The sequence below is a fragment of the Rhodococcus sp. BP-332 genome (assembly GCF_019836065.1).
Lineage (GTDB): Bacteria > Actinomycetota > Actinomycetes > Mycobacteriales > Mycobacteriaceae > Rhodococcoides.
In genome coordinates, this window is record NZ_JABUEC010000003.1 from 827,237 (window position 1) to 844,698 (window position 17,462).

At 68.3% G+C, this 17,462-nt stretch carries 15 protein-coding genes; 7 read left to right on the plus strand and 8 right to left on the minus strand.

All coding sequences use genetic code 11. The features are described 5' to 3' along the window. Nucleotides 1-2: 2 nt before the first annotated feature. The gene (locus HQ314_RS15070) at nucleotides 3-1,385 is read right to left on the minus strand and encodes a branched-chain amino acid ABC transporter permease (protein ID WP_027506768.1); all 1,383 of its coding nucleotides are present in this window, start codon (nucleotides 1,383-1,385) and stop codon (nucleotides 3-5) included. A 215-nt stretch (nucleotides 1,386-1,600) separates the two neighbouring features. On the opposite strand from HQ314_RS15070, the gene polA reads away from it, so the two are divergent. Beyond that, nucleotides 1,601-4,264, plus strand: a complete 2,664-nt coding sequence (gene polA, locus HQ314_RS15075) for a DNA polymerase I (RefSeq protein ID WP_222650528.1) — start codon at nucleotides 1,601-1,603, stop codon at nucleotides 4,262-4,264. Between the two features lie 81 nt (nucleotides 4,265-4,345). On the opposite strand, the gene trxA is transcribed toward polA, so the two are convergent. Together trxA and HQ314_RS15085 are read right to left on the minus strand one after the other, a co-directional pair. Next, a complete protein-coding gene (gene trxA, locus HQ314_RS15080) occupies nucleotides 4,346-4,717 on the minus strand; it encodes a thioredoxin (protein ID WP_027506766.1) in 372 nt (123 codons plus the stop codon). A 103-nt stretch (nucleotides 4,718-4,820) separates the two neighbouring features. Next, complete coding sequence (locus tag HQ314_RS15085; protein WP_027506765.1) at nucleotides 4,821-5,819, minus strand: GlxA family transcriptional regulator; 999 nt, start codon at nucleotides 5,817-5,819, stop codon at nucleotides 4,821-4,823. 83 nt (nucleotides 5,820-5,902) lie between these two features. Here HQ314_RS15085 and HQ314_RS21440 point away from each other — a divergent pair, with 83 nt between their 5' ends. Both HQ314_RS21440 and HQ314_RS15090 read left to right on the plus strand, forming a co-directional pair. Next, nucleotides 5,903-6,028 carry a hypothetical protein gene (locus HQ314_RS21440; RefSeq protein ID WP_261769712.1) on the plus strand — a complete coding sequence of 42 codons (126 nt, stop codon included), beginning with the start codon at nucleotides 5,903-5,905 and terminating at the stop codon, nucleotides 6,026-6,028. Nucleotides 6,029-6,030: 2 nt separating this feature from the next. After that, on the plus strand, nucleotides 6,031-6,924 hold the full coding sequence (locus HQ314_RS15090; RefSeq protein ID WP_268788575.1) for a DMT family transporter: 894 nt from the start codon (nucleotides 6,031-6,033) through the stop codon (nucleotides 6,922-6,924). On the opposite strand, the gene HQ314_RS15095 is transcribed toward HQ314_RS15090, so the two are convergent. Beyond that, nucleotides 6,914-7,456 (minus strand): 2'-5' RNA ligase family protein, encoded by a 543-nt coding sequence (locus HQ314_RS15095; RefSeq protein ID WP_027506763.1) that lies wholly within the window; start codon nucleotides 7,454-7,456, stop codon nucleotides 6,914-6,916. The two genes, HQ314_RS15090 and HQ314_RS15095, sit on opposite strands and share 11 nt — an antisense overlap. 20 nt (nucleotides 7,457-7,476) lie before the next feature. Between HQ314_RS15095 and HQ314_RS15100 the strand changes: the two genes are divergently transcribed. Continuing rightward, nucleotides 7,477-8,613, plus strand: a complete 1,137-nt coding sequence (locus tag HQ314_RS15100) for an isocitrate/isopropylmalate dehydrogenase family protein (RefSeq protein WP_222650462.1) — start codon at nucleotides 7,477-7,479, stop codon at nucleotides 8,611-8,613. A 4-nt stretch (nucleotides 8,614-8,617) separates the two neighbouring features. On the opposite strand, the gene HQ314_RS15105 is transcribed toward HQ314_RS15100, so the two are convergent. Then, nucleotides 8,618-9,430 carry a class I SAM-dependent methyltransferase gene (locus HQ314_RS15105; protein WP_056448095.1) on the minus strand — a complete coding sequence of 271 codons (813 nt, stop codon included), beginning with the start codon at nucleotides 9,428-9,430 and terminating at the stop codon, nucleotides 8,618-8,620. A gap of 356 nt (nucleotides 9,431-9,786) precedes the next feature. Here HQ314_RS15105 and rpsA point away from each other — a divergent pair, with 356 nt between their 5' ends. Then, nucleotides 9,787-11,265, plus strand: a complete 1,479-nt coding sequence (gene rpsA, locus HQ314_RS15110; protein WP_027506761.1) for a 30S ribosomal protein S1 — start codon at nucleotides 9,787-9,789, stop codon at nucleotides 11,263-11,265. Between the two features lie 179 nt (nucleotides 11,266-11,444). Here the strand turns inward: rpsA and HQ314_RS15115 are convergent, their stop codons facing one another. Next, nucleotides 11,445-11,675, minus strand: a complete 231-nt coding sequence (locus HQ314_RS15115) for a hypothetical protein (RefSeq protein WP_081821417.1) — start codon at nucleotides 11,673-11,675, stop codon at nucleotides 11,445-11,447. Nucleotides 11,676-11,844: 169 nt separating this feature from the next. On the opposite strand from HQ314_RS15115, the gene coaE reads away from it, so the two are divergent. Beyond that, nucleotides 11,845-13,062 carry a dephospho-CoA kinase gene (gene coaE / locus HQ314_RS15120; RefSeq protein ID WP_222650463.1) on the plus strand — a complete coding sequence of 406 codons (1,218 nt, stop codon included), beginning with the start codon at nucleotides 11,845-11,847 and terminating at the stop codon, nucleotides 13,060-13,062. A gap of 7 nt (nucleotides 13,063-13,069) precedes the next feature. On the opposite strand, the gene HQ314_RS15125 is transcribed toward coaE, so the two are convergent. Continuing rightward, nucleotides 13,070-13,591 carry a DUF402 domain-containing protein gene (locus tag HQ314_RS15125; protein WP_222650464.1) on the minus strand — a complete coding sequence of 174 codons (522 nt, stop codon included), beginning with the start codon at nucleotides 13,589-13,591 and terminating at the stop codon, nucleotides 13,070-13,072. Nucleotides 13,592-13,614: 23 nt separating this feature from the next. Continuing rightward, nucleotides 13,615-15,138: an ATP-dependent DNA ligase gene (locus HQ314_RS15130; protein ID WP_222650465.1), complete on the minus strand. Its 1,524-nt coding sequence runs from the start codon at nucleotides 15,136-15,138 to the stop codon at nucleotides 13,615-13,617. A 109-nt stretch (nucleotides 15,139-15,247) separates the two neighbouring features. Here HQ314_RS15130 and uvrB point away from each other — a divergent pair, with 109 nt between their 5' ends. Further along, the gene (gene uvrB, locus HQ314_RS15135; protein ID WP_027506756.1) at nucleotides 15,248-17,410 is read left to right on the plus strand and encodes an excinuclease ABC subunit UvrB; all 2,163 of its coding nucleotides are present in this window, start codon (nucleotides 15,248-15,250) and stop codon (nucleotides 17,408-17,410) included. Nucleotides 17,411-17,462 lie beyond the last annotated feature (52 nt).

Here is a 17,462-nt window from a genome sequence, read left to right on the forward strand (position 1 = left end):
GGTCAGCCGATCCTTTGCCGCGAGCCCAGGATGCCTTGCGGCCGGACGATGAGGATGACGATCAAGACGAGCAATCCTCCGATGTATTTGAGGTCGGGGTTGATCACGAGCGTCGACCACTGCACCAACAGACCGACGATGACACAGCCGAGCAGGGCGCCGTACGCCGTACCGAGGCCACCGAGGGTGATGCCGGCGAACATGAGCAGGAGGAGCTTGAAGCCCATCTCCCACTGGACGCGTCCGCCGAGCTCGGAGAGCCCGAACAGCACGCCGCCCAGAGCGGCGAGACCGCCGCCCATGCACCAGACGAAGGTCACGACGCGCTCGACGTTGATGCCGGACGACGCGGCGAGATCGCGGTTGTCGGCGACGGCGCGCATGGCCTTGCCGATACGGGTCTTCTGCAGCATGAGCGCGACGAGCACGAGCACCACGACGCTGATGACGATGCAGGCGAGGTTGACGTCGGTGATGGCGAACGGCCCCCACTCACGCTGCACCTGCGCCTGGTAGTCCTTGTACGGCTCGGCGCGGTCGGAGAAGAAGATGAGGATCAGGTACCGCAGGGCGATCGCGAGACCGATCGAGACGACGAGTTGGCCGATGAGGCCCGTCTTGCGTCTGCGCAGCGGTCTCCAGAGTCCGGCGTTGTTCGCCCAGCCGACCGCCACACCGACGATCACCGCCAGGACGGTCGCCGGGATCAGCTGGATCCCGAGCTTCTGGTTGAAGACCCATGCCGCGACGGCGCCGAGCGTGACCAACTCGCCGTGGGCGAAGTTGGTGAGCCCGGTGGTGCCGAAGATGAGGCTCAGACCGATCGCGGCGAGCGCGATGACCAGTCCGAAGCGCAGCCCGTCGATGGTGGTGCGCAGGAACTTCTCGTAGAACGGGACGACCGTGGCGCTGCGTTCCTCACCGAAACTGAAGATGACGGTGTTGGCGCGACCTGCCTCCACGGTGCGTTCGACGTCGCCCTGCACGGAGACACCGTCGGGCAGGGTCTCGGGGTCGACGCGGAACGTGTAACTGCCGGGTGAGACCGGAAGTGTCCATCGCCCACCGGTTTCCGACGTGGTGCGAGCCACCTCGGACTCTCCGGAGTCGAGGGCCACGACGTCGACGCCGACGAGGCGTTCACCGGCGTTGTTCAGGCTGCCGCTGACGTTCACCGCGTCGGCGGGTGGAGCGGAGTCGGACTCGGAGCCGCTCGCGGGTGGGGAGCTCGAGCTCGGAGTGGGGGACGGAGTGGGTTCCTGGGCCAGGGCCGTTCCACCGAAGGTGGCTGCGGCGATGAGGCCGAGGAGTACGACGACGAGCGCGCGGACGAGGGCGGCGGTGGCCGTCGTTCGTCCGGGCCGTCGAGGACTCGAGGGGGGCACGGGGGTCCTCTCGGACGGTCGACTAACGCCGAGGAATCTCGGCTCTGCTTGCAATTGTCGGACTCTATCGGGCTCCGGGTATCGAGAACGGCCGCTTCGATTTCTTCGATGTTTCAGTCTTGTTTCGAAGCGGTCGACCGCCGACCACGCCCGTGTCGGTACGCCTCCCTAGACTGACCTGCGTGAGTCCAGTAACCGAGTCCTCGCCCCTCCTGATGCTGATCGACGGTCACTCGGTGGCGTACCGCGCCTTCTACGCCCTGCCCGCCGAGAACTTCAAGACCACCAGCGGGCAGACCACCAACGCGGTGTACGGGTTCACCTCCATGCTCATCAACCTGCTGCGGGACGAGTCGCCCACGCACGTCGGCGCGGCCTTCGACGTCTCTCGTCAGACCTTCCGGGCGGACAAGTTCCCGGAGTACAAGGCCAATCGCATCAAGACGCCCGACGAGTTCGCGGGCCAGATCGACATCACCAAGGACGTCCTCGGAGCACTGGGCATCCCGGTGATGGCGGAGCCGGGCTTCGAGGCGGACGACATCATCGCCACCCTCACCACGCAGGCGGTCGCGGCGGGGTACCGGGTGCTGGTGGTCACCGGCGACCGGGACTCGCTGCAGTTGGTCAACGACCAGGTGACCGTCCTCTACCCGCGCAAGGGCGTCTCCGACCTGACGCGGTTCACGCCGGCGGAGGTCGAGAGCAAGTACGGACTCACCCCGGCCCAGTACCCGGACTTCGCGGCGCTGCGTGGAGACCCCAGCGACAATCTTCCCGGCATCCCGGGGGTGGGGGAGAAGACCGCCACCAAGTGGATCCGGGAGTACGGCAGCCTCGAGGACCTGGTCGACAAGGTCGACACCGTGCGCGGCAAGGTCGGCGACGCGCTGCGCGCCAATCTCTCCAGCGTCGTCCTCAATCGCCAGCTCACCGAGATGGTTCGCGACGTCCCTCTGCCGTACACACCGGATCAGCTGCAGCTGGCGCCGTGGGACCGCGAGCGCGTGCACGCGCTGTTCGACGATCTCGAGTTCCGTGTGTTGCGCGATCGGCTCTTCGCCACCCTCTCGTCGACCGAGCCGGAGGCGGAGGAGGGCTTCGAGGTGCGGGGCCGCGCGCTCGAACCGGGCGAGCTCGCCGAGTGGCTCGAGGCGCACACGCAGGACGGTGTCCGCACCGGGCTCTCCGTCGTGGGGACGCGGTCCCCGTTCGACGGTGACGCGTCGGCCGTCGCGTTCGCGTCGGCGGACGGGGAGGGTGCCTACGTCGAGACCATCGGGCTCACCGCCGAGGACGAGCAGGCGCTCGCGGCCTGGTTCGCGAACGAGTCGCGGCCCAAGGCGCTCCACGAGGCCAAGTGGGCGTTGCATGCGCTGCGCGGTCGCGGATGGCCCGTCGCAGGGTTGACCAGCGACACCGCACTCGCGGCCTACCTGGTCCGACCGGGGCAGCGGAGCTTCGCGCTCGACGACCTGTCGCTGCGGTACCTCAAGCGCGAGTTGCGCATCGAGGACGCCGGCGACGCCCAGCTGTCCCTGCTCGACAGCGAGGACGAGACGCAGGCAGCGGTGGCCGAGGGGGAGATACTGCGAGCGCAGGCGGTGCTGGATCTCGCGGACGCGCTGGACCGTGAGCTCGACGAGATCGAGTCCGCGCCGCTGCTCTGGGACATGGAGCTGCCGCTGCTCGGCGTGCTCGCCACCGTCGAGAACACCGGTATCGCGATCGATCTCGATCATCTGCACGACCTGCAGAGCCAGTTCGCCGGGGAGGTAGGCGTCGCCGCCGAGGCGGCCTATGCGGTGATCGGCAAGCAGATCAACCTCGGGTCACCCAAGCAGTTGCAGGTGGTCCTGTTCGACGAGCTCGACATGCCCAAGACCAAGCGCACCAAGACCGGCTACACCACCGATGCCGAAGCGCTGCAGTCGATGTTCGAGAAGACCGAGCATCCCTTCCTCCGGCACCTGCTCGATCACCGGGACGCCACGCGGCTCAAGGTGACGGTCGACGGTCTGCTCAAGTCGGTCAGCGACGACGGGCGCATCCACACCACGTTCAACCAGACCATCGCCGCGACGGGTCGGCTGTCCTCCACCGAGCCCAACCTGCAGAACATTCCGGTCAAGACGTCCGCGGGCCGTCGCATCAGGGAGGGCTTCGTCGTCGGCGAGGGTTACGACTCGCTGATGACGGCGGACTACAGCCAGATCGAGATGCGGATCATGGCGCACGTCTCCAAGGACGAGGGGCTCATCGAGGCCTTCAACACCGGCGAGGATCTGCACAGCTTCGTCGGGTCGCGCGCTTTCGGGGTGCCCATCGACGAGGTGACGCCGGAGTTGCGCCGCCGGGTCAAGGCGATGTCGTACGGACTGGCGTACGGGCTCAGTGCCTACGGCCTCTCCCAGCAGCTCAAGATCTCCACCGAGGAGGCCAAGGAGCAGATGGAGGCGTACTTCTCCCGGTTCGGTGGGGTGCGCGACTATCTGCACGAGGTCGTGGAGGCGGCGCGCAAGGTCGGCTACACCTCGACTCTCTACGGACGTCGCCGCTACCTGCCGGATCTGACGAGCGACAATCGTCAGCGCCGCGAGGTCGCCGAGCGCGCGGCCCTCAACGCCCCCATCCAGGGCACCGCGGCCGACATCATCAAGGTCGCGATGATCGACGTCCAGCTCGGACTGGTCGAGGCCGGGCTCACCTCGCGGATGCTCCTCCAGGTGCACGACGAACTGGTGCTCGAGGTCGTCGAGTCCGAACGCGCCGAGGTCGAGGCGTTGGTCCGAGACAAGATGGCGCACGCCATCGAGCTGTCGGTGCCGCTCGACGTCTCCGTGGGAACGGGTCGCACTTGGGACGACGCCGCACACTGAGGCGACCACACGACGACGACGGCGGGCGACGGAATCTCTTCCGTCGCCCGCCGTCGTGGTGCGGGTGTCAGCCCGCGGTGGTCACTCGGCCGCGGCCTGCTGCTCCGCGATCTGCTTGCGGACGTCGTCCATGTCCAGGCCCTTGATCTGGCCGACCAGGTCCTCGAGCGCCGCCTGCGGAAGTGCGCCGGGCTGCGCGAAGACGAGGACGCCCTCGCGGAACGCCATGAGCGTGGGAATCGAGCGGATGTTCGCGGCGGCGGCGAGTCCCTGCTCCGCCTCGGTGTCGACCTTGCCGAACACGACGTCGGGGTGCTGCTCCGAGGACTTCTCGAACGTCGGGGCGAACTGCTTGCACGGTCCGCACCAGTCGGCCCAGAAGTCGACCAGAACGACGTCGTTACCGGTGACGGTCTCGTCGAAGTTCTGCTGGGTGAGGGTCTGCGTTGCCACGAGGATCCTTTCGTCGTGAGTGCCGACCCACCTCGTGTGGGCTCCGGCATGGTGTTCTGTCCACCGTCAACAGGCGGACCCGCGCCGTCATTCCCGAATTCGATCAGACCGAGACGGGCGCCGCCCGGAAGGTGCGCCGGTAGGACTGCGGTGTGGTGCGGCGTAGCCGCAGGAAGTGCTGGCGCAACACCGCCGCGGAACCGAATCCCACGGTGTCCGCGACGGCGTCCACCGACAGGTCACTTGACTCGAGGAGTCGCTGCGCCTCGAGAACGCGCTGATCGCTGATCCAGCGTGCCGGGGTCGTGCCCGTCTCCGCCTGGAATCGGCGAGCGAAGGTGCGGGGCGACATCGAGACGCGTGCTGCCAGGACGTCCACGGTGAGGTCCTCGCGCAGGTTCTCGGCGATCCAGTCGATGAGCGGGGCGAGGGTGTCCGAGTCGCAGGTGGGGACGGGCACCGCGACGTACTGGGCCTGGCCGCCGTCACGGTGCGGGGGCACCACCATGCGTCGTGCGATGCCGTTGGCCACCGCGGCGCCCTGTGTGGACCGCACGATGTGCAGGCACAGGTCGATCCCGGCAGCGGTTCCCGCGCTGGTGTAGACGTTGCCGTCCTGGACGTAGAGCACGTTCGAGTCGACCGTGGCGCCGGGAAAGCGCTCGGCCAGGCGCGCCGCATGGCGCCAGTGGGTCGTGCACCGACGTCCGTCCAGCAGTCCCGCCTCGCCGAGAACGAAGGCGCCGGTGCACAGGCTCGCGACGCGCGCGCCTCTCGCCACGGCAGCGCGCAACTTCTCGGCCAGCGGCTCGAGGTCGTGGCCGTCACCGGTGCCGCAGGCGAACGTGCCGTCCGGCGCCGTCGCGGTACCACCCGCGGACATGATGATCAGATCCGCGTCGTCGAGTCGATCGAGGTCGTACGGGACGTCGATGGAGTAGCCGAACCGAGTGCGGATCGGGTCGGGGACGGCTGCGATCAGCGAGAAGTCGTAGACCGGCAGTCCGTCGTCCGACCGGTCGAATCCGAAGACCTCGCACGCGACACCCAGTTCGAACGCCTCGGTCAACGGCAGGAGCGGGACGACCACCTTCGTCAGCATGTCACCCAGTATGGCAGGAAAACGACGAAATATGTCATTACTGCCACTGTTGGTGGAATCCGCTGCGACGGAGTATTTCTCGCATGACCTTCTTCCTCGTTCTCGCGACAGTCCTGCTCCTCCTCACTGTCCTGGCCGCCCTCGCACTCGCGGATCGGACACCCGACACCCATGCCGAGGTGACCCGCCACGGCGACTACCGTTTCTGATCGTGCTCGTACTGCAGTTCCTGGCCACCGCAGCGGTGTGGGGCGCGAGCTTCCTGTTCATGAAGGTGGGCCTCGAGGGGCTGAGCTTCGTCCAGGTGGTGCTGGCGCGACTCGTCCTCGGTGCGGCCACACTGCTGATCCTGTTGCGTCCCATGCATGTTCGACTCCCGCGGCGAGGAGTCGTGTGGCTCCACTCGACGTTCCTCGCGGTGGTGCAGTGCATCCTCCCGTGGCTGCTGTTCGCGTGGGCGGAGCAGGAGATCGACTCGGCCACGGCATCCATCGTCAACGCGACGACGCCGCTCATGACGACGGTGCTGGCCTTCGCCGTTCTTCCCGCCGAACGGCCGACTCTGCTGCGCGCCGCGGGCCTCCTGATCGGCTTCGCCGGCATCGTCGTGGTGTTCGCGCCGTGGGAGAGCGGTCTGAGTGGCAGCCCGCGTGCGCAGCTGGCGTGCCTCGGCGCCACCGCGTCCTACGGTGTCGCGCTGGTGTACCTGCGTCGGTTCGTCATCCCGCTGGGTGTGCCGTCGTTGGCGGTGGCGACGATGCAGATCGGTCTCGCCGCGATGATGATGCTGGTCGCGGCACCCGTGGTGGCGAGCGACGCGGTGCGTCTCGACGTGCCCGTCGTCGCGTCGATGCTCGCGCTCGGCTGTGCCGGCACCGGGCTGGCCTTCCTGTGGAACACCAACGTCGTGACGGGATGGGGACCGTCCGCCGCGTCGACCGTGACGTACCTCAGTCCCGTCGTCGGCATCGCGCTCGGCGCCCTCGTGCTCGACGAGTCGGTCACCGCGAACGCGGTGCTCGGTACCGCGCTCATCATCGTCGGGGTGGTGGTCACGACGAGGCGCCGAGCCGCCTCGGTGGCCGCGCCGCCTGTCACCCGATGAGCCAGTCGGCTCTCGCGTCGCCGTCCCAGCGACGGACGGCCGACACCTCGGCGTCGACGTCCTGAAGATCGGTCACGAGATGCGATGCTGCGGAACCGATGTCCTCGGGACGCGCGCGCATCGCCAGGGTCACGTGCGGAGTCCAGTGCCCGGGTTCGAGATGCGGGGGAATGCCGGGCGAGTCGGCGAGCGCCTCGTACACCCGCGCGTGCAGATCCAGGAGAGCCGCGGTCGGCACGACGGAGCGGGCCAGGACCGCCCGCGATCCGCCGAAGACCACCAACCCGCCGAGGCGTACCGACTCGGGGAACCGCCACGACCCGGCGTCTCGTCCGTCGGCGATCAGGGCGGCGAGCCGGCGCTCGGCGACGTCGTCGATCCTCGACGCGACCGCGATGGTGACGTGCGGACGGTTGGACGCCCCCGCGTGCCGAGCCTGACTCGGCAGGCCCAGCTCGGCGAGGTAGTTCCACTCGCGCCGGATCGCATCGTCGCTGCGCTCGTCCAGGAGGAGTTCCACCGACTGCACCATGATGGGTAATGATGGCGGCCATGACGAGTGCAGCGCATCCCGGGGCCTCACGGTCCGACGACTCCGGTGCCGGTTCGCGCCGCGCACCGCACCGCATCGGTGTCCTGCACGGCGACGGCATCGGCACCGAGATCGTGCCCGGGACCGTACAGATCGTCGATGCGGCCGTGCAGGCCCTGGGTGCCACGCCCGTCGAGTGGGTGGAGCTGCCCTTCGGTCGTGCGGCACTCGACGAGTTCGGCGACGCGGTACCGCCGCGCACCCTGAGCGCGTTGGCAGAGTTGGACGCCTGGGTCCTCGGACCGCACGACAGCGCGTCGTACCCCGAGGAGACGCGGGGGCAGCTGACGCCGGGTGGTCGCATCCGCAAGGAGTTCGATCTGTACGCGAACATCCGGCCGGCACGCGCGTTGCCGGGTGTGCGGGCGACGAGTCCGGACATGGACCTGGTCGTCGTCAGGGAGAACACCGAGGGCTTCTACGCCGATCGCAACATGGCCGTCGGATCCGGGGAGTTCATGCCCACTCCCGACGTCGCCCTGGCCGTGGCGGTGTTCACCCGTCGAGCGTGCGAACGCATCGCCGAGCAGGCGTTCGCCCTCGCGGAGACTCGTCGGCGTCACGTGACCGTGGTGCACAAGACGAACGTGTTGCGGTTGACGACGGGGCTGTTCAAGGACGTGTGCATGGAGGTGGCCGAGCGGCACCCGGACGTCGAGGTGGACCACGAGCACATCGACGCCCTCACGGCGAAGCTCGTGCGGTCGGGGGAGACCTTCGACGTCCTGGTGGCCGAGAACATGTTCGGAGACATTTTGTCCGACCTCACCGGCGAGTTGGCGGGGTCGCTCGGGACGGCACCGTCGATCAATGCCTCGGACACCAAGGTGATGGCTCAGGCCGCCCACGGCGCGGCCCCCGACATCGCGGGCCGCAACCGCGCCAACCCGACGGCGCTGCTGCTGTCGGTGGCCGCGATGCTCGAGCACCTCGCGGCGGGACCCGGGCCCGCCGATCACGCACGGGTGGGTGAGCGGATCCGCGCGGCGGTCGAGGCGACGATCGCCTCGGGAGTCGGTACCGCGGACATCGGGGGACTCGCGTCCACGAGCGAGTTCCTCGAGACGGTCGACGCCCACGTGGTGCGTGGTCTCTGACAGGTCAGGCGGTGCAGCAGAAGATCGCGGTGCCGGGGAAGAGCACTCCACGCAACGGCGACCACTGACCCCACTCGCGATCGAGCCACTCCGGCCAGTCGGGTTCGACGATGTCGACCAGAGTCAGCCCGGCGGCGACGATCTCGCGAACGCGGTCGCCCACCGTGCGATGGTGTTCGACGTAGGTGGCGGTGCCGTCAGGATCGAACTCGGCGTACGGCGTGCGGTCGAAGTAGGGGATGGTGGCGGTCAGCCCGGCCGGGCCCGGATCGTCCGGGAAGATCCACCGCATCGGGTGGTTGACCGAGAACACCCACCGTCCGCCGGGGCGCAACACGCGCCGGACCTCACGCATGACTCCGGCGGAGTCGGCGACGAACGGGATCGCGCCGAAGGCCGAGCACACCACGTCGAAGGACGCGTCGGCGAACGGCAGGTTCTCCGCGGAGGCCTGGATCAGTGCGGGTGACGCACTGCCGGGGGACGATGCCTCGCGGGCCGCGATCGCCGCAGCGCCGTGCGCCAGCATTCCGGCCGAGATGTCGAGGCCCGTCGCGCGGGCACCGTGACTGGCCAACCAGCGCGAGCAGGGTGCGGATCCGCATCCGATCTCGAGCACGTCGCGCCCCTCGACGTCACCGAGCAGGTGCACGTCACCCTCGTGCAGACCCTCGGGGCACCACACGAACTCGCCGGCCTCGCTCGTCACGCCGAGGAAGTCGCCGTGGGTGCGGTGGTACTCGTCGGAATCCTGGTCCCACCAGGACCGGGACGCCCGCTCGGAGGATCGGGAGTCGACGCGGCGGCGACCGGGCAGCGGCTCCGCGGGGGCCGCGTCGGCAGCGGGAGCGTGGCCGGGCGTGGACCCGGTCGGACGTGCCGGAACACCGAGATCGCCGGGGGTTTCTGTGGACACGCGCAACACGGTAACCGGGTTTGCTCGGTGCGCGGGGCACCGAGTAGTCTTCGATACGCGAATGTCTGTCTTCGCGTGCACGTGGTCGGACTCCCGCTCGTCGGCGAGGGTCCGTGGCGTGTCCGGGGGGACTGCGTCGTGTCTCGTCTCCCAGCGCTCAAGATACGGCAGCACGCGTGTCCTGTCCGCAGGAAGAACGAGTCTGTCCGACCGAACATCCATCCACCGACCCCAACCCGTCCGGAGCAACTCACCACATGGCCTCATCCACCGTCACCTCGCCGCAGGTAGCCGTCAACGACATCGGCTCCGCCGAGGATTTTCTCGCCGCGATCGACGCGACGATCAAGTACTTCAACGATGGCGACATCGTCGAGGGCACGATCGTCAAGGTCGACCGTGACGAGGTCCTGCTCGACATCGGTTACAAGACCGAAGGCGTCATCCCCTCTCGCGAGCTCTCCATCAAGCACGACGTCGACCCCAACGAGGTCGTCTCCGTGGGCGATGAGGTCGAAGCTCTCGTCCTCACCAAGGAGGACAAAGAGGGTCGTCTGATCCTGTCGAAGAAGCGCGCACAGTACGAGCGCGCCTGGGGCACCATCGAGGAGCTCAAGGAGAAGGACGAGGCCGTCAAGGGCACCGTCATCGAGGTCGTCAAGGGTGGACTCATCCTCGACATCGGTCTCCGTGGCTTCCTTCCCGCGTCGCTCGTCGAGATGCGTCGTGTCCGCGATCTCCAGCCGTACGTCGGCAAGGAGATCGAGGCCAAGATCATCGAGCTCGACAAGAACCGCAACAACGTCGTCCTCTCGCGCCGTGCATGGCTCGAGCAGACGCAGTCCGAGGTGCGCAGCGAGTTCCTGCACCAGCTCCAGAAGGGCCAGGTCCGCAAGGGCGTCGTGTCCTCCATCGTCAACTTCGGCGCGTTCGTCGATCTCGGCGGAGTCGACGGCCTGGTCCACGTGTCCGAGCTGTCCTGGAAGCACATCGACCACCCGTCCGAGGTCGTCGAGGTCGGCACCGAGGTCACGGTCGAGGTTCTCGACGTCGACCTGGACCGCGAACGTGTCTCCCTGTCGCTCAAGGCGACGCAGGAAGACCCGTGGCGTCAGTTCGCCCGTACCCACGCGATCGGTCAGATCGTCCCGGGCAAGGTCACCAAGCTGGTTCCCTTCGGTGCGTTCGTGCGCGTCGAAGAGGGCATCGAGGGCCTGGTCCACATCTCCGAGCTGGCCGAGCGCCACGTGGAGGTCCCGGACCAGGTCGTCACCGTGGGCGACGACGCGCTCGTCAAGGTCATCGACATCGACCTCGAGCGTCGCCGCATCTCGCTGTCGCTGAAGCAGGCCAACGAGGACTACAGCGCCGAGTTCGATCCGTCCAAGTACGGCATGGCCGACTCGTACGACGAGCAGGGCAACTACGTCTTCCCCGAGGGCTTCGATCCCGAGACCAACGAATGGCTCGAGGGCTTCGACAAGCAGCGCGAGGAGTGGGAAGGCCGCTACGCCGAGGCGGAGCGTCGCCACAAGATGCACACCGCGCAGATGGAGAAGACCGCAGCCGACGAGGCGCAGGAAGCTGCCAACGCAGCGGCCGGCTACTCCTCGGAGACCGGTACCCCGTCCGCACAGGGTGCACCGGCGGCAGCAGCTCCCGAGTCCACCGGCGGATCGCTCGCCAGTGACGCTCAGCTCGCCGCTCTGCGCGAGAAGCTGTCCGGCGGAGCCTGATTCGCCGACCCGGCGGAGCATGATCCGCTGATCGACCGCTGAACGAGAGAAGCCCCGAACCGCACAGGTTCGGGGCTTCTCCCGTTCGTGGCACCGGCACCCGACCGGCTCCACACACGAGAGAAGGCCCGATCCGCGCAGGATCGGGCCTTCTCTCGTGTGGTCGGTGGTGCGGTGGGTCAGCTCGCTGCGGCTGCACTCCAGCCGGTGCCCATCTGCACGCCGCGCTTGCGCATGGACGCGAAGCTGTGGCGGGCAGGGCTGATGAGCGAGGTGAACCAGTTGCGGCGATGTTCCGCCAGCGCATCGGCGACCTGAGGGATCAGGATGCAGTGGACGCCGTCGGACATGCCCAGGCGGTGCCGTCCGGACTGCATCCGACCGACTCCCTCTCCCGCAATGGTGTTCATGCCCGTCCTTTACCTGTCGAGTACCGTCTCGCGGAGCCTTCCGGAGAAAATACGAAAGCCTGTTGTGCGCCTCGAAGATAACCGACAGGTTGGGAAACATGGTGCATTTGAGACTGGTGATTCGCGGCGTGTTGATGCGCTGCGCGCCGGACTCGGCCACACTGGGTGCGTGTTGAGAATCGGATTGACCGGTGGAATGGGCGCGGGGAAGTCGACGGTGTCACGCACCCTCGCCGACCTCGGCGCCGTGGTGGTGGACGCCGACAAGATCGCGCGCGAGGTCGTGGAGCCGGGCACGCCCGGGCTGGCCGCTCTCGTCGAGCGCTTCGGCGGGGACATCCTGGCTGACGACGGCAGCCTGAATCGACCGGCGTTGGCGGCCAAGGCCTTCGGGGACGAGGAATCCCGCCTCGCCCTGAACGGCATCCTGCACCCCTTGATCGGGCAGCGCACGACCGAGCTCGTGAACAGCGCTCCGCCGGACTGCGTCCTGGTGCACGACATCCCGTTGCTCGTCGAATCTCGCACCGCCGCAGCCTTTCACCTCGTCGTGGTCGTCCACGTCGAGGCGGAGGAGAGGGTGCGACGGCTGGTGGCGTCGCGTGGGCTGAACGAGGACGACGCCCGCGCCCGCATCGCAGCCCAGGCGACGGACGAGCAGCGCCGCGCCGCCGCCGACGTGTGGCTCGACAACTCCGGGACACCGGAAGCGTTGGAGGCCACCGTCCGTGAACTCTGGGCCGATCGTCTCGAGCTCTTCGCGGCCAACCTCCGCTCGGAGACCGTGGCCCGGACCGCCCCCCGCGTGGTGCCGGCCGACCCGATGTGGCCCGCCGAGGCACAGCGCGTGATGGATCGTGTGCGTCTCGCCTGCGGCGACCGAGCGCTACGGATCGACCACATCGGATCCACCGCGGTTCCCGACTTACCGGCGAAGGACGTCCTCGACATCCAGGTGACGGTGGCGGATCTCGCCACCGCGGACGCACTGCGCGATCCGTTGACGGCGGCCACCTTTCCGCGCATCCAACACATCACGGCCGACGACCCGAAGCCGTCGGCGGTGCCGGGGGAAGCCGATCCTGCACTGTGGGAGAAGCGTCTGCACGGCGCAGCCGACCCGGGCAGACTGTTGAACATCCACCTCCGGGTCGACGGGTACCCCGGGCAGGTCTTCGCGCTCATGTTCCGAGACCGGCTTCGCGCCGACCCCGCCGCTCGGGAGGCGTACCTCGACGTGAAGACCCGTGCTGCCTCGCGAGCCGCGGAACACGGCGAGTACGTGGAGGCCATCGAGGCGTACGTGGGGGAGAAGGCGCCGTACTTCGACACTGTGTATCCCGAGGTCGTGGAATGGGCGGCTCGGACGGGGTGGAAAGCCGACTGATCGCTCCTCAGCGATCCGCCCAGTGGGTCGTCATGCCGAGAGCGGCGAGCCATCCGTCGACGTCGTGGTTCGCCGCCGCGATGCCGTCCACGGCGTCGGACGCCCGACGGATGGCGGCCTCCGTCGTCCGCGCGTCGAGCAACCCGGTGCTGTGCGCGACGAGCAACTCGTCGACGTCCAGGAGCTCGGCGTCGCGGCCGGTACGGACGACGATGTCGAGGTAGTGGTCGACCGAGTGCCACACGTTCCCGTCGCGGACGAACTCGCCGATGTCGACGTAGTGATTCTGGTCGCGGACATGCGTGGGCAGGTAGTGGAAGATCGACGCGCGGATACCCAGGCTGGGGACGATCCACGACTCCAGGTAGTCGAAGGACGGATGGTCCGACGGACGGGCCATGTAGAGCCCCCAGTCGGTCGTCTCGTACACGTCGACCGGGCGGACGACACCTTTCGGATCGGTGTTGGTGCGTCCCGCGACGTCGAACACCTCGATTTTCGGTGGGTGCACGTGTGCCAGACCCGTCATGGTCCGCACCGTACCGCGCACCGTCACGGAGCGGGCGGCGCGAACATGCTGCGCACGCCGTCGAGCGTGTCGGCGTCCGCAGCCACCTTGTCGTCGCGGTAGCGGACCACGCGCGCGAATCGGAGTGCGATGCCGCCCGGATAGCGCGAGGAACGCTGCAGTCCGTCGACCGCGATCTCGACGACCTGCTCGGGCCGCACGTGCACCACGTGCGAGGTCCGTCCCGTCTCGAGAGCCAGGAACCGCTCCGTCTGCCAGGCGAGCATCTCGTCGGTCATGCCCTTGAAGGTCTTGCCCAGCATCACGAACCCGCCGGCAGGATCCACTGCGCCCAGGTGGATGTTGGACAGCAGACCGGACCGGCGACCGGATCCCCACTCGACTGCGAGCACCACCAGGTCGAGCGTGTGCACCGGCTTCACCTTGACCCAGGCGGCGCCGCGCCGTCCCGCGTCGTACGGCGCATCGAGGTTCTTGACGACCACACCCTCGTGACCGGACGCGACCGCCGAGGCCGCGAACGAGTCCGCGGCCTCGAGGTCGGCCGTCACCAGCCGCGGCACCCTGTTGTCCTCCGGCATCAGAGCGTCGAGAACGGCCAGCCGCTCGTGCAGCGCACGGTCCAGCAGGTCCTCACCGTCCAGGTGGAGGATGTCGAAGAAGAAAGGCGTCACGGTCACACCGGTCGACTGCGCCGTGCGGGACGCCGTCTCCTGGAAGGCCCGCGGACGTCCCTGTTCGTCCAGGGCCAGTGCCTCGCCGTCGAGCACCACGGAGGTGAGCGGCAGGGCGCGCACGAACTCGACGACCTCGGGCAGGCGTGCGGTGATGTCGTCGAGACTGCGGGTGCTGACCGAGACGTCCTCACCGCGACGGTGGACCTGCACACGGATGCCGTCCAGCTTGGTGTCGAGCGCCACGGCGCCGGCGGCGCCGCCGGCCGCCTTCGCCACACCCTCGGCCACGGTGGGGGCGCTGGAGGCCAACATGGGGAGCACCGCTCGGCCCACGGTCAGTCCCAGCTCCGCGAGTGCCGCAGACCCGCCGGTGAACGCGGCCGTCGCGGCCGTCACCGTGGATCCCGACAGCATCGCGGCCCGGCGCACCTCGGGGAGCGTGACGTCGGCCGCGGCCGCCACGGCTTCCTGGACCAGCGCGTCGAGCGCACCCTGGCGGACCTCACCGGTGACCACGCCGCGCAGCCAGGTCTGTTCCGTGTCGGTGGCGCTGCCGAACAGAGCGGACACCGCCGCCGCGCGTGCTGCCTGCGATCCCGGACCCGCCATCGTCGAGACGGCGTCGAACGCCGCGTCGACGGCGGCGACCGTCAGCGTCGGTGCGTCGGCGGCCGGGGGGAGAGTGGCGACGCTGCGCCACCCCAGGCCGGTACGGCGTTGACGCAGAGTGCCGGACGCGTAGAGCGTCACCAGGGCGACCTCCTCGGGAGCGCACTCGGACAGCAGCGCGGCGAGCGCCAGGACCTTGGCCTTTCGGGACCGGGTGGCGGCCACCGTGGCCGAGGTCTCGACGACGCGTGCGAGCAGCATGGGCTCATTGTGACGCGCAGGTCCGACAGCGACGGTCGGTGTACCCGCGGCCGGGTCGTGTGACCCGCCGAACGGCGACTGTGTCGGTGGTCGGGCCTACTCTGGTGGTATGGCTTTTGCAGCTGAACAACCCGTCCTGGCGCACTCCGAGTTCCGTCCCGTGGGCGACATCGAGCGCAGCGATCGTCCCTTCGAGGTGGTCAGCGAGTACAGCCCTGCGGGCGATCAGCCGACGGCCATCGCGGAGCTGACCAAGCGGGTCCAGGCGGGCGAGAAGGACATCGTGCTCCTGGGCGCCACCGGCACCGGAAAGTCGGCCACCACCGCGTGGTTGATCGAGCAGGTGCAACGGCCCACGTTGCTCATGGCGCCCAACAAGACGTTGGCGGCGCAGTTGGCCAACGAACTGCGAGAGATGTTGCCCAACAACTCTGTCGAGTACTTCGTCTCGTACTACGACTACTACCAGCCCGAGGCCTACATCGCCCAGACCGACACCTACATCGAGAAGGACTCGTCGGTCAACGACGACGTCGAGCGGCTCCGTCACTCGGCAACGGCAAACCTGCTGTCCCGTCGCGACGTCGTGGTGGTCGCCTCGGTGTCGTGCATCTACGGTCTCGGCACGCCGCAGTCCTACGTGGACCGCTCGGTGCATCTCGAGGTGGGGCAGGAGGTCCCGCGAGACAAGTTCCTCCGGCTGCTCGTCGACGTGCAATACACCCGCAACGACATGGCGTTCACCCGCGGATCGTTCCGTGTGCGCGGCGACACCGTCGAGATCATCCCGTCCTACGAGGAACTCGCCGTCCGGATCGAGTTCTTCGGCGACGAGATCGAGGCGCTGTACTTCCTCCATCCGCTCACCGGCGACGTGGTGCGCCAGGTCGACAGCGTGCGCATCTTCCCGGCGACCCACTACGTCGCCGGGCCCGAGCGCATGGAGCGTGCGGTGCGGGACATCGAGGCCGAGCTCGAGGAGCGGCTCGCCGACCTGGAGGGCAAGGGGAAGCTGCTCGAGGCCCAGCGGTTGCGCATGCGTACGCAGTACGACCTCGAGATGATCAAGCAGGTCGGCTTCTGCTCCGGCATCGAGAACTACTCGCGCCACATCGACGGGCGACCTGCCGGGACTGCGCCGGCCACACTCATCGACTACTTCCCGGACGACTTCCTGCTCGTCATCGACGAGTCCCACGTGACGGTGCCCCAGATCGGTGCCATGTACGAGGGGGACATGTCGCGCAAGCGCAACCTCGTGGAGTTCGGCTTCCGGCTGCCGTCGGCCACCGACAATCGCCCCCTGACGTGGGAGGAGTTCACGCAGCGCATCGGGCAGACGGTGTACCTGTCGGCCACCCCCGGCAAGTACGAGCTGGGACAGAGCGGCGGTGAGGTCGTCGAGCAGGTCATCCGCCCGACCGGCCTGGTCGACCCCGAGATCGTCGTCAAGCCCACCAAGGGCCAGATCGACGACCTCGTGCACGAGATCCGCCAGCGCACCGAGAAGGACGAGCGCATCCTGGTCACCACGCTGACCAAGAAGATGGCGGAGGATCTCACCGACTACCTCCTCGAGCTCGGTATCCGGGTGCGCTACCTGCACTCCGACATCGACACTCTCCGACGCGTCGAGCTGCTACGTCAGCTCCGGCTCGGCGAGTACGACGTGCTCATCGGCATCAACCTGCTCCGTGAGGGTCTGGACCTCCCGGAGGTCTCCCTCGTCGCGATCCTGGACGCCGACAAGGAGGGCTTCCTGCGCAGCGGGACCAGCCTGGTGCAGACCATCGGCCGTGCGGCCCGAAACGTGTCCGGCCAGGTGCACATGTACGCCGACAAGATCACCGACTCGATGCAGTACGCCATGGAGGAGACCGAGCGTCGCCGCGCCAAGCAGATCGCCTACAACGAGAAGATGGGTGTGGATCCGCAGCCGCTGCGCAAGAAGATCGCCGACATCCTCGACCAGGTGTACGAGGAGGCGGAGGACACCGAGGCCACCGTGGACATCGGTGGATCGGGCCGCAACGCGAGCCGTGGCCGGCGGGCGCCCGGCGAGGCGGGACGAGCCGGCAGCAGCGGTGTCGTGGAGGGGCGCGACGTCTCGACCATGCCGCGCGCCGAGCTGGCAGACCTGGTCAAGCAGCTCACCGATCAGATGATGAACGCGGCGCGCGAACTTCAGTTCGAGCTGGCAGGCCGTCTGCGCGACGAGATCCAGGACCTCAAGAAGGAGCTGCGCGGGATGGACGCCGCGGGCCTGTCCTGACCCGTCCTCGCACACGAGAAGGCCCGGCACCGACGGACACGGTGCCGGGCCT

Bases quoted from the DNA above. Each gene is read 5' to 3' on its own strand.
- HQ314_RS21440 (WP_261769712.1), top strand. From the start codon at position 5,903: ATGACCTTCTTCCTCGTTCTCGCGACAGTCCTGCTCCTCCTCACTGTC.
- HQ314_RS15130 (WP_222650465.1), bottom strand. From the start codon at position 15,138: ATGCTGCTCGCACGCGTCGTCGAGACCTCGGCCACGGTGGCCGCCACC.
- HQ314_RS15095 (WP_027506763.1), bottom strand. From the start codon at position 7,456: ATGGTGCAGTCGGTGGAACTCCTCCTGGACGAGCGCAGCGACGATGCG.
- HQ314_RS15085 (WP_027506765.1), bottom strand. From the start codon at position 5,819: ATGCTGACGAAGGTGGTCGTCCCGCTCCTGCCGTTGACCGAGGCGTTC.
- HQ314_RS15100 (WP_222650462.1), top strand. From the start codon at position 7,477: ATGACGAGTGCAGCGCATCCCGGGGCCTCACGGTCCGACGACTCCGGT.
- rpsA (WP_027506761.1), top strand. From the start codon at position 9,787: ATGGCCTCATCCACCGTCACCTCGCCGCAGGTAGCCGTCAACGACATC.
- HQ314_RS15115 (WP_081821417.1), bottom strand. From the start codon at position 11,675: ATGAACACCATTGCGGGAGAGGGAGTCGGTCGGATGCAGTCCGGACGG.
- HQ314_RS15125 (WP_222650464.1), bottom strand. From the start codon at position 13,591: ATGACGGGTCTGGCACACGTGCACCCACCGAAAATCGAGGTGTTCGAC.
- uvrB (WP_027506756.1), top strand. From the start codon at position 15,248: ATGGCTTTTGCAGCTGAACAACCCGTCCTGGCGCACTCCGAGTTCCGT.
- polA (WP_222650528.1), top strand. From the start codon at position 1,601: ATGCTGATCGACGGTCACTCGGTGGCGTACCGCGCCTTCTACGCCCTG.